Genomic DNA, 14,776 nt, shown 5'->3' on the forward strand with positions numbered 1-14,776 from the left:
TTGACAGCTATGAACTGGGAATATGGCGAAAAAAGGGAGTTCATGGGCGAGTGATGATGCGGAGTGTGGATAGAGTCGCGCCCATCCGGGCACAGGCGCCGACCCAGCGCTGCGCCGTCGAGAAGCGAGGGAGCACCCCCGTGGCCAAGTACGTCTACACGTTCACCGAGGGCAACAAGGACCTGAAGGATCTCCTCGGCGGTAAGGGGGCCAACCTCGCCGAGATGACCAACCTCGGCCTGCCCGTTCCCCCCGGGTTCACCATCACCACCGAGGCGTGCCGCCACTACCTCTCCCACGGCAGCATGCCCGCCGGACTCGACGCCGAGATCGAGGCCAACCTCCAGGAGCTGGAGAAGGCCATGGGGCGCCGCCTGGGCCAGGCCGACGACCCGCTCCTGGTCAGCGTGCGTTCGGGCGCCAGGTTCTCCATGCCCGGCATGATGGAGACCGTCCTCAACATCGGCCTCAACGACGAGTCCGTCGTGGGCCTGGCCGCCCGGGGCGGCGACGAGCGCTTCGCCTGGGACTCCTACCGGCGCCTGATCCAGATGTTCGGCAAGACCGTGCAGGGCATCGACGGCGAGCTCTTCGAGGACGCCATCGAGGAGGTCAAGGCCGCCAAGGGCGTCACCAGCGACCTGGACCTGGACGCCGCCGACCTGCGCCTGCTCGTGGACCGCTTCAAGGAGGTCGTGCGCGAGCGGACCGGCGGCCCCTTCCCGAGCGACCCCCGCGAGCAGATGGTGCTCGCGGTCCGGGCGGTCTTCGACTCCTGGAACGCCCCCCGCGCCGTCCTCTACCGCCGCCAGGAGCGCATCCCCGCCGACCTCGGTACGGCCGTCAACGTCTGCTCCATGGTCTTCGGCAACCTCGGCATGGACTCGGGCACCGGCGTCGCCTTCACCCGCGACCCCGCCACCGGCCAGCCCGGCGTCTACGGCGACTACCTCCAGAACGCCCAGGGCGAGGACGTGGTGGCCGGGATCCGCAACACCGTCCCCCTCGCCGACCTGGAGGGGATCGACGCCCCCAGTTACGGGGAGCTGATGGGCATCATGGAGACCCTGGAGAACCACTACCGCGACCTGTGCGACATCGAGTTCACCATCGAGCGCGGCAGGCTGTGGATGCTCCAGACCCGGGTGGGCAAGCGCACGGCCGCCGCCGCGTTCCGCATCGCCGACCAGCTCGTGGACCAGGGCGTGATCACCCTGGACGAGGCGGTCCAGCGGGTCACCGGCGACCAGCTCGCCCAGCTGATGTTCCCCCGCTTCGACGAGGAGGCCCTCTCCGGGGCGGACGCCCACCGCCTCGGCCGCGGCATGAACGCCTCGCCCGGCGCCGCCGTCGGCAAGGCCGTCTTCGACTCCTACACCGCCGTCAAGTGGTCGCGCAGCGGGGAGAGGGTCATCCTGTGCCGCCGCGAGACCAACCCCGACGACCTGGAGGGCATGATCGCCGCCGAGGGCATCCTCACCAGCCGCGGCGGCAAGACCTCGCACGCCGCCGTGGTCGCCCGGGGCATGGGCAAGACCTGCGTGTGCGGCGCGGAGGAGCTCGACATCGACACCAAGAACCGGCGCATGACCGCGCCCGGCGGCGAGGTGGTCGAGGAGGGCGACGTCATCTCCATCGACGGCACCAGCGGCGAGGTCCTCCTCGGCGAGGTCCCCGTGGTGGACTCGCCCGTCGTGCGCTACTTCGAGGGCGAGATCGACCCCGCCTCGGACGAGGCCGACGACCTCGTGCGCTCGGTGGACCGCCTCATGCACTACGTGGACGCCGCCCGCCGCATGCGCGTGCGCGCCAACGCCGACACCGCCGAGGACGCCGCCCGGGCCCGCCGCATGGGCGCGCAGGGGATCGGCCTGTGCCGGACCGAGCACATGTTCCTCGGCGACCGCCGCCAGCTCGTGGAGCGGCTCATCCTCGCCGACACCGAGGAGGAGCAGGAGCAGGCCCTCGACGCGCTGCTGCCGCTCCAGCGCGAGGACTTCGGCGGCATCCTGGCGGCCATGGACGGCCTGCCGGTGACCGTGCGCCTGCTGGACCCGCCGCTGCACGAGTTCCTGCCCGACATCACCGAGCTGTCGGTGCGCGTGGCCGTGGCCGAGGCGCGCGGGGAGAGCCACGAGAACGACCTGCGGGTGCTCCAGGCGGTGCACAAGCTGCACGAGCAGAACCCGATGCTGGGCCTGCGCGGCGTGCGCCTGGGCCTGGTCGTGCCGGGGCTGTTCACCATGCAGGTGCGCGCCATCGCCCAGGCCGCCGTCGACCGGATCGCGGCGGGCGGGCGCCCCCGCCCCGAGATCATGATCCCGCTGGTGGGCACGGTGCAGGAACTGGAGATCATCCGCGAGGACGCGCTGCGCGTGCTGCGCGAGGTGGGCCGGGAGAGCGGCGTCGAACTCGACTTCCCCGTCGGCACGATGATCGAGCTGCCCCGCGCCGCGCTGACCGCCGGGCAGATCGCCGAGAACGCCGAGTTCTTCTCCTTCGGCACCAACGACCTCACCCAGACGGTCTGGGGCTTCTCGCGCGACGACGTGGAGGCCTCCTTCTTCTCCGCCTACCTGGAGAAGGGCGTGTTCGGGGTCTCGCCGTTCGAGTCCCTGGACGTGGACGGAGTGGGCCGCCTCGTGCGCATCGCGGCGGAGGAGGGGCGCGCCGCCCGTCCGGGCATCAAGCTCGGTGTGTGCGGCGAGCACGGCGGCGACCCCGCCTCGGTGCACTTCTTCCACCGCGTGGGCCTGGACTACGTCTCCTGCTCCCCGTTCCGGGTACCCGTCGCCCGCCTGGAGGCGGGCCGGGCCGCCGGACACACCGCGCCCTGACCGAGCCGGGGACGCACACGGGTGCGGCGGTCCCCGCGGACCGCCGCACCCGCTTTTCCTCCACCGTGCCAAGACGGCGGAAGTCCCTGCCCGGAGGGGGGAACGGCGCCTCCCCGACGCCCTAGACTCGTCCCGGTCGGCCGCACGCGCGGGAATGCGCTGTGATCTGTTCGTGATGTATTCTGGCCGCCAGCCGGGCCACCACTTCCCCGCCCGCCTCCCCGTGCCCGCGAAACCGCGTACAGGGTGCGCTGACACCACCCTCCGCCACGGTCCTCTCACGGGCCGAACCGCTGAGAACCAGCGGTGGGCGGAGGCCGTCCCAGTGGGGGTGACACGCCCCCCGACCAGAGAATGTGCGGAGGTGAGCCGGTGCGAACGGCGAACGACGGCCGCGGCGACGAGCCGTGGGACGACCCGACCACCGCCCCCTCGTCCGACGACGAGGCCACCCAGGTCTTCTCCCGGGGGGCCTACGTCCCGGCCTCCTCCGGAACCGAGGGCGCCGAGGGCACCCGCGCGTTCTCCGTCGACGACGCCGCCCGTACCCTCTCCGACGACGAGACCACGCGGGAGTTCCGGCGCGACGAGGTCCTGGCGCCCGGCGCGACCGCCCCGCAGGGCGTGTCCGCCGACCGCCCGGCGGCCGACGACGCCGTCTTCACCCGCCGCTTCGTCCGCGAGCGCCCCCGGCCCCGCACCCGCGTGTCCCCGCCTCCGGCGCCCGCCCTCCCCGAGGAGGGGTTCCCGGAGGAGGAGTTCCCGCGCGCGCCGGAGCCCGCTCCCCGCCGCCGCCCCGAGCCGCCGTCCTTCTCCCGGCCGCGCCGCCGCGTCCGACGCCGCTTCCGCCTGCGCTGGCTGGTCAGCCTGCTGCTGGTCACCGCCCTGGCCGTCCCGGTCGGCACCTGGGCCTGGGTCTGGTACGTGGCCCGCCAGGACGAGCGCACCCCCTCCGACGCCATCGTCGTGCTCGGCGCCAGCCAGTACAACGGCGTGCCCTCGCCCGTCTTCGAGGCCCGGCTGCGCCAAGCCCAGGTCCTCTACCTGGAGGGCGTGGCCCCGGTCATCGTCACCGTCGGCGGCAAGCTGCCCGGCGACAACTTCACCGAGGCCGCCTCCGGGCGCAACTGGCTGATCGAGGTGGGCGTCCCCGGCGCCCAGATCATCGCGGTGGAGGAGGGGAGCGACACCCTCCAGAGCATCGACGCCGTCGCCGAGGTCTTCGAGGCCAACTCCTGGGACACCGCCATCCTCGTCTCCGACCCCTGGCACAGCCTGCGCTCCGAACGCATGGCCGCCGACCACGGCATCGAGGCGGGCACCTCGCCCTCGCGGTCGGGACCCGCGGTCATCGAGCGCCGCACCCAGCTGTGGTACATCACCAGGGAGACCGCGGCGCTCTGGTACTACTGGATCTTCAACGACAGCAGCGACATCCAGGTCGATGCCGCCTGACCAGCGCGGACGGCGCCCGGGTCGTAGCTGGGAAGTAGGCTCGCAGACACCATGACGAACAACCCCCGCGAGGGCGGAGCACTCGGCTACACCGACCAGGACACCGAGCGCATGGCCCTGGAGAACCGCAAGAACCGGGCCCGCGACCCCTTCGAACGGGACCGGGCCCGGGTCCTGCACAGCGCCGCCCTGCGCCGCCTGGCCGCCAAGACCCAGGTCGTCCAGCCCGGTGTGAGCGACTTCCCGCGCACCCGCCTCACCCACTCCCTGGAGTGCGCCCAGATCGGCCGCGAACTCGGCCAGGCCCTGGGCTGCGACCCCGACCTGGTGGAGGCGGCCTGCCTGTCCCACGACCTGGGGCACCCGCCCTTCGGCCACAACGGCGAACGCGCCCTGGACGAGGCCGCCGCCGACTGCGGCGGGTTCGAGGGCAACGCCCAGAGCCTGCGCCTGCTCGTGCGCCTGGAGGGCAAGGTCATCGACCCCGACGGGCGCAGCGCGGGGCTCAACCTCACCCGCGCCACCCTCGACGCCACCGTCAAGTACCCCTGGCTCCGGGGCGAGGGCGGCGACACCCACAAGTTCAACTGCTACCCCGACGACATCGCGGTGTTCGACTGGCTGCGCCGGGACGCGCCCCCGGGACGCACCTGCTTCGAGGCCCAGGTCATGGACTGGGCCGACGACGTCGCCTACTCCGTGCACGACGTCGAGGACGCCCTGCACGCCGGGCTGGTGGACCCCGCGGCCCTGCGCGGCTCCGCCGAGCGCGCCGAGGTCGTGCGGATCGCCGCCGCCGACTACTGCGACGCCGACCCGGCCGAACTCGACGAGGTCTTCACCGACCTGATCGCCCACCCCGCGTGGCCGCGCGAGTTCACCGGCGACCTCGCCTCGCTCGCCGCGCTCAAGAACCTCACCAGCGGGCTCATCGGCCGCTTCTGCCGGGCCGCGGAGGAGGCCACCCGCGCCGCGTACGGTCCCGGGCGCCTCACCCGTTACGGCGGAGACCTCCTCGTGCCCCGCCGCCCCCTGCTGGAGTGCGCCCTGCTCAAGGCGGTCGCCGCCCACTTCGTGCTCTCGCGGGAGGAGGCCCGGGTCTACCAGGCCGAGGAGCGCCGCCTGATCACCGAGCTGGTCGGCCTCCTGTGGAAGAACGCCCCCGAGGGCCTGGACCCGCAGTTCCGCGCCGCCTTCACCGGGGCCGCGGACGACTCCGCCGCCCTGCGCGTGGTCATCGACCAGGTCGCCTCGCTCACCGACACCTCCGCGACCGCGCTGCACGCCGGTCTCACCGGCTGAGCGCGGGGCCGCGCCCGCGTGCCCGGGCCCCTTCCCCCGTTCCCGCGATCGGGGTGAAGGGGGGTTGACTTCACTGATGTGAGCGCTAACAATGTTGCGCACATCACAGAAGTCCCCCTTCTCGTGCCCGGAGGTGTCGTCCCGGTGAAACCCCCAGGTGGCCGTACCCCCGTCATGGCGGACGTGGCCCGGCTGGCCGGAGTCTCCCACCAGACGGTGTCGCGCGTGGTCAACGGCCACCCCAACGTCCGCGAGGAGACGGTGCTGCGGGTACGCGACGCCATCGAGGAGCTGGGCTACCACCGCAACTCCACCGCGCGCGCCCTGGTCACCCGCCGCACCAACGTGCTCGGCGTCATCGCCTTCGACCCCACGCTCTTCGGCCCGGCGCAGACCCTGGCGGGGATCGAGCGGGCCGCGCGCGAGGCGGGCTACTTCCTGAGCATGGTCAGCCTCGACGACGTGTCGCCCGAAGGAGTGGTCGCGGCGGCCGACTACCTGATCCAGCAGTCGGTCGAGGGCTGCGTGGCGATCGCCCCCCAACGCGCCCTGGTGGAGGCGCTGGCCGCGCTGCCCGGCCCCGGCCCCCTGGTCGCGGTCGAGGGCGGCGAGGGCTCGGGTCTTCCCGTCGTCTGCGTCGACCAGGTCCAGGGCGCCCACGACGCCGTCCGCCACCTGCTCGACCTGGGCCACACGACCGTCCACCACGTGGAGGGCGACCCCCTGTGGCTGGAGTCCGAGGCCCGGGTGGTCGGGTGGCGCCGGGCCCTGGAGGAGGCCGGTGCGCCGGTCCCCGAACCGCTCCAGGGGGACTGGAGCCCCCGGTCGGGCTACGAGCTGGGCCGGGCACTGGTGCGCAGGCGCGCCGAGGGGGAGCGGGTCACGGCGATCTTCGTGGGCAACGACCAGATGGCCATCGGCGTGCTGCGCGCGCTGCGCGAGGCGGACCTGCACGTCCCCGGCGACGTCAGCGTGGTCGGCTTCGACGACGTCCCCGAGGCCGAGTACCTGACCCCGTCCCTGACCACCGTCCACCAGGACTTCGCCCAGGTGGGCCGGGAGAGCCTGGCCCTGCTGCTCGCCGAGATCGCCCGGGAGGGACCGGCCGACCCCTCCGGGGCCGAGCGCCGGGTCGTCCCGGCGCGGTTGCGGGTGCGCGGCAGCAGCGGGCCCCCGCCGCCGTGACCCCCTGAGACCTCCCTGTCCGCCCCCTCACGGAGGAGTTTCCCTTGGCCCAGAATGTTAGCGCTAACAATTCACGTTCACCCGACCCGGTGGTCGTGGGCGTCGACTTCGGCACCCTCTCCGGCCGCGCCGTCGTCGTCCGGGTCCGCGACGGCGCCGAACTCGGCTCCGTCGACTCCGTCTACCGGCACGGCGTCATCACCGCGCACCTGCCCGGATCGGCCGAGCCCCTCGAACCCGAGACCGCGCTCCAGCACCCCGAGGACTACCGCGAGGTCCTGCGCACCGCCGTCCCCGAGGCGCTGCGCGCCGCCGGGGTCGCGCCGGAGCGGGTCGTCGGCGTCGGCACCGACTTCACCGCCTGCACGGTCCTGCCGGTGACCGCGGACGGCACGCCCCTGTGCGAGCTGCCCGACCTGGCCCGGCGCCCGCACGCCTGGCCCAAGCTGTGGCGCCACCACGCCGCCCAGCCCGAGGCCGACGAGATCAACGCCCTGGCCGCCGAGCGCGGCGAGAAGTGGCTGGCCCGCTACGGGGGGAGGATCTCCTCCGAGTGGGAGTTCGCCAAGGCCCTCCAGGTCCTGCGCGACGACCCCGGCGTGTACGAGCGCGCCGACCGCTGGATCGAGGCCGCCGACTGGATCGTGTGGCAGCTGTGCGGACACGAGACCCGCAACGTCGCCACCGCCGGCTACAAGGGCATCCACCAGGACGGGGAGTGGCCCTCGGCGGACTTCCTGGCCGCCCTGGATCCGGGATTCTCCGGTTTCGTCCGCGACAAGCTCGCCCACCCCCTGTCCCAGCTCGGCGAGCGCGCGGGCGGCCTCACCGCCCGCGCCGCGGCCTGGACCGGGCTGCCCGAGGGCGTCCCCGTCGCGGTCGGCAACATCGACGCCCACGTCACCGCCGCCGCCGCGCAGACCACCGGCAACGGCCGGATGCTCGCCATCATGGGCACCAGCACCTGCCACGTCATGAACTCCGACGTCCTCGCCGAGGTCCCGGGCATGTGCGGCCTGGCCCACGGCGGCATCACCCCCGGAGCGTGGGGCTACGAGGCGGGCCAGAGCGGCGTCGGCGACGTCTTCGCCTGGTTCGCCGACTCCTACGTGCCCCCCGCCTACCACGACGAGGCCCGCGAACGCGGCCTGTCCGTGCACGACCTGCTCTCGGAACGGGCCGCCGGCGCCGCGGTGGGGGAGCACGGGCTCCTCGCCCTGGACTGGCACAGCGGCAACCGCTCGGTCCTGGTCGACCACGACCTGTCCGGCGTGCTCGTCGGCCTGACCCTGGCCACCCGGCCCGAGGAGGTCTACCGCGCCCTGGTCGAGGCCACCGCCTTCGGCACCCGCACCATCGTCGAGGCCTTCGCCGACGCCGGGGTCCCCGTGCACGACCTCACCATCGGCGGCGGCATGGTCCGCAACCCCTTCGTCCTCCAGGTCTACGCCGACGTCCTGGACCGGCCGCTGCGCGTCGTGGCCTCCGACCACAGCTGCGCGGTGGGGGCCGCCATCCACGCCGCGGTCGCCGCCGGGGCCCACCCCGACATCCACGCCGCCTCCGCCGCCATGGGAGGGGTGCGCGAGGGGACGGTCGACCCCGACCCGGTCCGGGCCGCCGCCTACGACGGGCTCTTCGCCCTCTACACCGAACTCCACGACCACTTCGGCCGGGGCGGCAGCCGCAGCCTGCACCGCCTGCGGGCCCTGCGCAACGCCGCCCTGTCCGCCGCCGCGAGCGGCGGGGAAGGAGAACGATGACCGCCCCCACCCCCACGGCCGTCCCCGAGGAGCACCGGGAGGAGGTGGAGCGCCTGCGCACCCTGGTGTGCGCCCTGCACGCCGAACTGCCCCGGTGGAACCTGGTCACCTGGACCAGCGGCAACGTCTCCGCCCGCGTCCCCGGCGCCGACCTGATGGTGATCAAGCCCAGCGGTGTCTCCTACGACGACCTCTCCCCGGCCGACATGGTCGTCTGCGACCTGGAGGGCCGCCTGGTGGAGGGGGAGCACAAACCCTCCAGCGACACCTCCGCCCACGCCTACGTCTACCGGGCCCGCCCCGACGTCGGCGGCGTCGCGCACACCCACAGCCCCTACGCCACCGCCTGGGCCGCGCGCGGGGAGGCCATCCCCTGCGCCATCACCGCGATGGCCGACGAGTTCGGCGGCGACATCCCCGTCGGCCCCTTCGCCCTCATCGGCGGCGACGACATCGGCAGGGGCGTGGTCGCCACCCTGGAGGGCCACCGCTCGCCCGCCGTCCTCATGCGCGGCCACGGCGTGTTCACCGTCGGAGCGGGTGCCAAGGCTGCGGTCAAGGCCGCCGTGATGTGCGAGGACGTCGCCCGGACCGTCCACATCGCCCGCCAGGGCGGACCCCTCCAACGCCTTCCCCAGGAGCACATCGACGCGCTCCACGACCGCTACCAGAACGTCTACGGCCAGTAAGGAAGTACCACCGTGCCCGTACCCACGCCCCCCGCCACCGAGCATCCCCCCGTGCGCGCCCGTGCCCCCCGCGTCGGCCTGCTCGGCATCATGCAGCCGCTCTACGACGACATGATCCCCGGCATCACCGAGCACCAGGCGGCGTACGCGGCCCGGGTGGCCGAACGCCTCTCCGGCGTCGCCGAGTGGACCGTGGCCCCGCCGGTGCGCGGGCGCGCCGACGCCGAGGAGGCGATCCGCGGCTTCGAGGCCGCCGGACTCGACGGGATCCTGGTCGTCATGCTCACCTACGGGCCCTCCCTGCGCGTCACCCGCGCGCTGGCCCGCACCCACCTGCCCCTGGCGCTGGCCAACATCCAGCCCGACCCCGCGGTCAGCCCGTCCTGGGACATGGACGACATGACCTACAACCAGGGCATCCACGGGGCCCAGGACACCGCCAACGCCATGGTGCGGGCGGGGCTGCCCTTCGAGGTCCTCACCGGCGAGTGGCAGAGCCCGGAGTTCGCCGCGCGCGTGGACCGCTGGGCGCGGGCCTCCCGCGCCGTCACCGCCCTGCGCGGGCTGCGGGTCGGCGTGTTCGGCTACCCCATGAACGGCATGGGCGACGCCCGGGTGGACGAGACCGCGCTGCTGCGCAGGCTCGGCCCCGAGGTCCACGTCATCGCGCCCGGAGCCCTGCACCGGACCATGGCCGACCTGCCCGAACAGGCCGTGCGCGACCTCATGGCCTGGGAGGACGGGGCCCTGGAGGTGGACGGCCGCCTGTCCGAGGAGGAGCGCGAGGACCACGCCCGCATGCAGCTGGGCATCGAACGGCTGCTGGAGGAGGCCGGGTGCGGCGCCTACTCCACCCACTTCGACGCGATCGGGGAGGACGGCCGCTTCGCCCGGCTGCCGATGGCCGCCGCCTCCACCCTGATGGCCCAGGGGTACGGGTTCGCCGGCGAGGGCGACGTCCTGGCCGCCTCGATCGTCTACGCCGGGCACCAGCTCGCCGGGGACGGCCACTTCACCGAGATGTACGCGATGGACTTCCCCACCGACTCCATCCTCATGAGCCACATGGGCGAGGGGAACTGGAGGGTGGCGCGCGATGACGAGCCCGTCCGGCTGGTCAAGCGCCCGCTGGGCATCGGCGGCCTGGGCGACCCGCCCACCATCGTGTTCCGCTACCGGCCGGGCCCGGCCACCCTGGCTTCCCTGGTCGCCCTCGGCGGAGAGGAGTTCCGCCTGGTCGTGGCCGAGGGCGAGGTCATCGACGCCCCCCAACTGCCGTCCCTGGAGATGCCCTACGGCCAGTTCCGCCCCGACACGGGCGTGCGGGCCTGCATGGACGCCTGGCTCCGCGCGGGCGGCACCCACCACATGGTCATGAACACCGGGGCCCGCGCCGAGGACTGGCGGGTCCTGTGCGAGCTGGCCGGAATCGAGTACGTCCGGGTCTGACCCGGACGCCCTGCGCCCCGGCGCGCCCCCGCCCCCACCGCCCCCACCAGCCGGAACCGACCGCAACCCCCCCGGCGCGCACCCGCGCCCGGACCACCCCCGGAAAGGCGAACGCATGACCCCCCACCCCCGACGCACACCCCTTCTGGCAGCCGCGCTGTGCGGCACACTCCTGCTCACCGCCTGCGGAGGCGTCGGCGACGCCGCGCGGCCCGAGGGCGACGCCGGCGTCGTCGGCATCGCCATGCCCACCCAGTCCTCGGAGCGCTGGATCAACGACGGCGAGAACATGGTCGCCGAGTTCGAGGCCCGCGGCTTCGGCACCGACCTCCAGTACGGCGAGGACGTCGTGGAGGACCAGGTCTCCCAGATCGAGAACATGATCACCCGGGGCGCCGACGTCCTGGTCATCGCCTCCATCGACGGCGAGGCCCTCGGCGACGTGCTGGACATGGCCGCCTCCAGCGACATCCCCGTCATCGCCTACGACCGCCTCATCCTCGGCAGCGAGCACGTCGACTACTACGCCACCTTCGACAACTTCCAGGTGGGCGTCCTCCAGGGCGAGTACATCGTGCAGGCCCTCGACCTGGAGAACGAGGAGGGGCCCTTCAACATCGAGCTGTTCGGCGGCTCGCCCAACGACAACAACTCCTCCTACTTCCTCGACGGGGCGATGTCGGTGCTCCAGCCCCACATCGACGACGGCCGCCTCGTCGTCCGCAGCGGCCAGACCTCCATGGAGCAGATCGCCACCCAGGAGTGGTCCGGCGCCATCGCCCAGGACCGCATGGACAACCTGCTCAGCGCCCACTACTCCGACGAGGAGGTGCACGCGGTCCTGTCGCCCTACGACGGCATGAGCCTCGGCGTGATCGAGTCCCTGCGCGCCGTCGGCTACGGCACCGAGGCCCGGCCCCTGCCCGTCATCACCGGACAGGACGCGGAGGCCGCCTCGGTCCGGTCCATCATCGCCGGGGAGCAGACCCAGACCGTCTTCAAGGACATCCGGAGCCTGGCCACCCAGACCGTGGACATGGTCGAGGCCCTGGTCCAGGGCGAGGAGGTCCCGGTCAACGACACCGAGAGCTACGACAACGGCGTCAAGGTCGTCCCCTCCTACCTGCTCGACCCCGTCTCGGTGGACGCCGACAACTACCACGAGGTCCTGGTCGAGAGCGGCTACTACGAGGAGGCCGAACTCCAGTGACGGCGGAGGAGAGGCGGCCCGCCCCCGGCGGGCCGCTCCTGACGATGCGCGACATCCGCAAGGACTTCCCCGGGGTGCGGGCCCTGGACGGGGTGTCGCTGACCGTCGGCCACGGCCGCGTCCACGCCCTGATGGGGGAGAACGGCGCGGGCAAGTCGACGCTGATGAAGGTGCTCAGCGGGGTCCACCCCACGGGCTCCCACAGCGGCGAGATCCTCATGGACGGGCAGCCCTGCGCCTTCTCCGGCGTGGCCGACAGCGAGCGCGCGGGCATCGCCATCATCCACCAGGAACTCGCCCTCATCCCGCAGCTGTCCATCAGCGAGAACGTCTTCCTCGGCCACGAGCAGGCCCGCTACGGCGTCCTGGACTGGGGCGCCACCCACGCCCGGGCCCGCGAACTCCTGCGCCGGGTCGGCCTGGACGAGAACCCGGCCACGCCCGTCTCGGCGCTGAGCGTGGGCGCCAGACAGCTCGTGGAGATCGCCAAGGCCCTGGCCAAACGGGTGCGGCTGCTCATCCTGGACGAGCCCACCTCCGCGCTGAACGAGGCGGAGAGCACCCGGCTGCTCGAACTCCTCCTGGACCTGCGCGACCAGGGCGTCACGTGCATCCTCATCTCGCACAAGCTCGGCGAGGTGGTGCGCGTGTGCGACGAGGTCACCATCCTGCGCGACGGCCGCGCCATCGAGACCCTCGCCGTGGAGCGCGACGCCGACGGCAACCCCTCCGTCGACGAGGACCGCATCATCCGCGGGATGGTCGGCCGCGCGCTGGACCAGCGCCACCCGCCGCGCACCGGCGAGGTCGGCCGGGTGCGCTTCGAGGTCCGCGACTGGACGGTGGACCACCCCACCCAGGCCGGGCGGCGCGTGGTGGACGGGGTCGGCCTGACCCTGCGCGCCGGGGAGGTCGTGGGCATGGCCGGACTCATGGGCGCCGGGCGCACCGAGTTCGCGATGAACCTGTTCGGCCGCTCCTACGGGCGCCGCGTCCGCGGCACCCTGCTCAAGGACGGCGCCGAACTCGCGACCGCCAGCGTCGCCGACGCCGTCCGCGGCGGCCTCGCCTACGTGCCCGAGGACCGCAAGACCCTCGGCCTGATCCTGGACGACGACATCCGCCACAACACCACGCTGGCGGCCCTGGACCGCGTGTCCGCGCGCGGCGTCCTCGACCCCGGCCTGGAGGCGGTGGAGGCCGCCAGGATGAGCGAGAGCATGCGGGTCAGGAGCCGGGGCACCACCCAGACCGTGCGCACCCTCAGCGGCGGCAACCAGCAGAAGGTCGTCCTGGGCAAGTGGATGTTCACCCGGCCCGAACTGCTGATCCTCGACGAGCCCACCCGCGGCATCGACGTCGGCGCCAAGTACGAGATCTACCTCATCATCCGCCGCCTCGCCGCGGAGGGCGCCTGCGTGCTGCTGATCTCCTCCGAACTCCCCGAGATCCTCGGCATGTGCGACCGGATCTACACGATGTGCGAGGGACGCATCACCGGAGAGGTCCCCGGTGAGGGGGCCGACCAGGAAACCCTCATGAGACTGATGACGCGAACCGGGGGACACCCGTGAAAGAGCCCACCGCAACCTCCCGACTCTCCCGGCTCGGCGGCGCGCTGACCCGCGGCAACTCCCGCCAGTACGGCATGGCCGCCGCCCTGGTGGCCATCATCGTGCTGTTCCAGATCCTCACCGGGGGCCTGCTCCTCACCCCGCTCAACGTCACCAACCTGATCATGCAGAACTCCTACATCCTGATCCTGGCGATCGGGATGATGCTGGTCATCGTCACCGGCCACATCGACCTCTCGGTCGGCTCGGTGGTGGCCTTCACCGGCGCGGTGTCGGCCATCATGCTCACCTCCTGGGGGCTGCCCACGGTCGTGGTCGTGCCCGTCGCCCTGCTGCTCGGCGCGCTCATCGGCGCCTGGCAGGGCTTCTGGGTGGCCTACGTGCGGGTCCCGGCGTTCATCGTCACCCTCGCCGGGATGCTCGTCTTCCGCGGCGCGACCCTGGCCGTCCTGGGAGGGGAGTCCGTGGCGCCGCTGCCGCCCTCCCTGCGCGACATCGCCAGCGGGTTCCTGCCCTGGCAGGCCGGGGACGGCCTCCACATGCCCACCCTGCTGCTGGGCGCGGCGGGGGCCGCCGCCCTGGTGTGGATCCAGTGGCGCTCGCGGTCCCGCTCGATCGGGTACGGGCTCCCGGTCCAGCCCGCGCCGGTCACCGCCGCCTCCTCGGCCGTGATCGTCGCGGCCATCCTGGCGTTCACCTACGTGCTCGCCGACTACAACGGGCTGCCCGTCGTGGGCGTGCTGCTCGTCGCGCTCATCGCGGGGTACTCGTTCGTCATGCGCTCCACGACCATGGGCAGGAGGGTCTACGCCGTCGGCGGCAGCGAGCAGGCCGCCGCGCTGTCGGGCATCCGCACCCAGCGCACCACGTTCTGGGTGTTCGTCAACATGGGCGTGCTCTCGGCGCTGGCCGGGCTCGTCTTCACCGCCCGGCTCAACGCCGCCACGACCGGCGCCGGGACCATGTTCGAACTCGACGCCATCGCCGCGGCCTTCATCGGCGGCGCCTCCGCCTCCGGGGGCGTGGGCACCGTCGTCGGAGCCGTCATCGGCGCCCTGGTCATGGGCGTGCTCAACAACGGCATGTCCCTGATCGGCCTGGGCGTGGACTGGCAGCAGCTCATCAAGGGGCTGGTGCTGCTCCTGGCGGTCGCCTTCGACATCTACAACAAGCGCCGCGTCAGCGCCGGGCCCGTCACCGTCTCCGTCCCCTCGCCCTCCTCCGGTGCGGGCAGGGGCGGTGACGGGGCCCAGGGGCCGCCGCCCACGGCGGACCGGGCCCGGGCCTCCTCCTGAGGAGGCCGTCTCCGGGG

The 14,776-nt window shown here is 73.0% G+C and carries 10 protein-coding genes; all 10 read left to right on the forward strand.

Annotated elements, in window-relative coordinates:
- Window positions 1-140: 140 nt before the first annotated feature.
- The 10 genes from ppdK (at window position 141) to mmsB (ending at window position 14,759) form a co-directional block, all read left to right on the forward strand.
- Entirely contained in the window at window positions 141-2,837 is a 2,697-nt protein-coding gene (ppdK, locus tag ACSTA4_RS07925; protein ID WP_444964114.1) for a pyruvate, phosphate dikinase, read from the forward strand.
- A 372-nt stretch (window positions 2,838-3,209) separates the two neighbouring features.
- Complete coding sequence (locus tag ACSTA4_RS07930) at window positions 3,210-4,292, forward strand: YdcF family protein (RefSeq protein ID WP_444962994.1); 1,083 nt, start codon at window positions 3,210-3,212, stop codon at window positions 4,290-4,292.
- 51 nt (window positions 4,293-4,343) lie between these two features.
- Window positions 4,344-5,594 carry a deoxyguanosinetriphosphate triphosphohydrolase gene (locus ACSTA4_RS07935; protein WP_416024481.1) on the forward strand — a complete coding sequence of 417 codons (1,251 nt, stop codon included), beginning with the start codon at window positions 4,344-4,346 and terminating at the stop codon, window positions 5,592-5,594.
- Window positions 5,595-5,768: 174 nt separating this feature from the next.
- Window positions 5,769-6,779: a LacI family DNA-binding transcriptional regulator gene (locus ACSTA4_RS07940; RefSeq protein ID WP_444964115.1), complete on the forward strand. Its 1,011-nt coding sequence runs from the start codon at window positions 5,769-5,771 to the stop codon at window positions 6,777-6,779.
- Window positions 6,780-6,868: 89 nt separating this feature from the next.
- Window positions 6,869-8,542: a ribulokinase gene (gene araB / locus ACSTA4_RS07945; RefSeq protein WP_444962995.1), complete on the forward strand. Its 1,674-nt coding sequence runs from the start codon at window positions 6,869-6,871 to the stop codon at window positions 8,540-8,542.
- Window positions 8,539-9,231 carry an L-ribulose-5-phosphate 4-epimerase gene (locus tag ACSTA4_RS07950; RefSeq protein WP_444962996.1) on the forward strand — a complete coding sequence of 231 codons (693 nt, stop codon included), beginning with the start codon at window positions 8,539-8,541 and terminating at the stop codon, window positions 9,229-9,231. Before araB ends, ACSTA4_RS07950 begins: the two co-directional genes overlap by 4 nt.
- Window positions 9,232-9,243: 12 nt before the next feature.
- Window positions 9,244-10,680 (forward strand): L-fucose/L-arabinose isomerase family protein, encoded by a 1,437-nt coding sequence (locus tag ACSTA4_RS07955; protein WP_444962997.1) that lies wholly within the window; start codon window positions 9,244-9,246, stop codon window positions 10,678-10,680.
- Between the two features lie 115 nt (window positions 10,681-10,795).
- Window positions 10,796-11,890, forward strand: coding sequence for a multiple monosaccharide ABC transporter substrate-binding protein (chvE, locus tag ACSTA4_RS07960; RefSeq protein WP_444962998.1), 1,095 nt, complete (start codon window positions 10,796-10,798; stop codon window positions 11,888-11,890).
- Between the two features lie 44 nt (window positions 11,891-11,934).
- Window positions 11,935-13,464: an ATP-binding cassette domain-containing protein gene (locus ACSTA4_RS07965; RefSeq protein ID WP_444964116.1), complete on the forward strand. Its 1,530-nt coding sequence runs from the start codon at window positions 11,935-11,937 to the stop codon at window positions 13,462-13,464.
- Window positions 13,461-14,759, forward strand: coding sequence for a multiple monosaccharide ABC transporter permease (gene mmsB, locus ACSTA4_RS07970; RefSeq protein WP_444962999.1), 1,299 nt, complete (start codon window positions 13,461-13,463; stop codon window positions 14,757-14,759). The genes ACSTA4_RS07965 and mmsB overlap by 4 nt, the downstream gene beginning before the upstream one ends.
- Window positions 14,760-14,776 lie beyond the last annotated feature (17 nt).

The organism is Nocardiopsis sp. M1B1, from assembly GCF_052466615.1.

Bases quoted from the DNA above. Each gene is read 5' to 3' on its own strand.
- ACSTA4_RS07935 (WP_416024481.1), top strand. From the start codon at position 4,344: ATGACGAACAACCCCCGCGAGGGCGGAGCACTCGGCTACACCGACCAG.
- ACSTA4_RS07940 (WP_444964115.1), top strand. From the start codon at position 5,769: ATGGCGGACGTGGCCCGGCTGGCCGGAGTCTCCCACCAGACGGTGTCG.
- ACSTA4_RS07950 (WP_444962996.1), top strand. From the start codon at position 8,539: ATGACCGCCCCCACCCCCACGGCCGTCCCCGAGGAGCACCGGGAGGAG.
- chvE (WP_444962998.1), top strand. From the start codon at position 10,796: ATGACCCCCCACCCCCGACGCACACCCCTTCTGGCAGCCGCGCTGTGC.
- ACSTA4_RS07965 (WP_444964116.1), top strand. From the start codon at position 11,935: ATGCGCGACATCCGCAAGGACTTCCCCGGGGTGCGGGCCCTGGACGGG.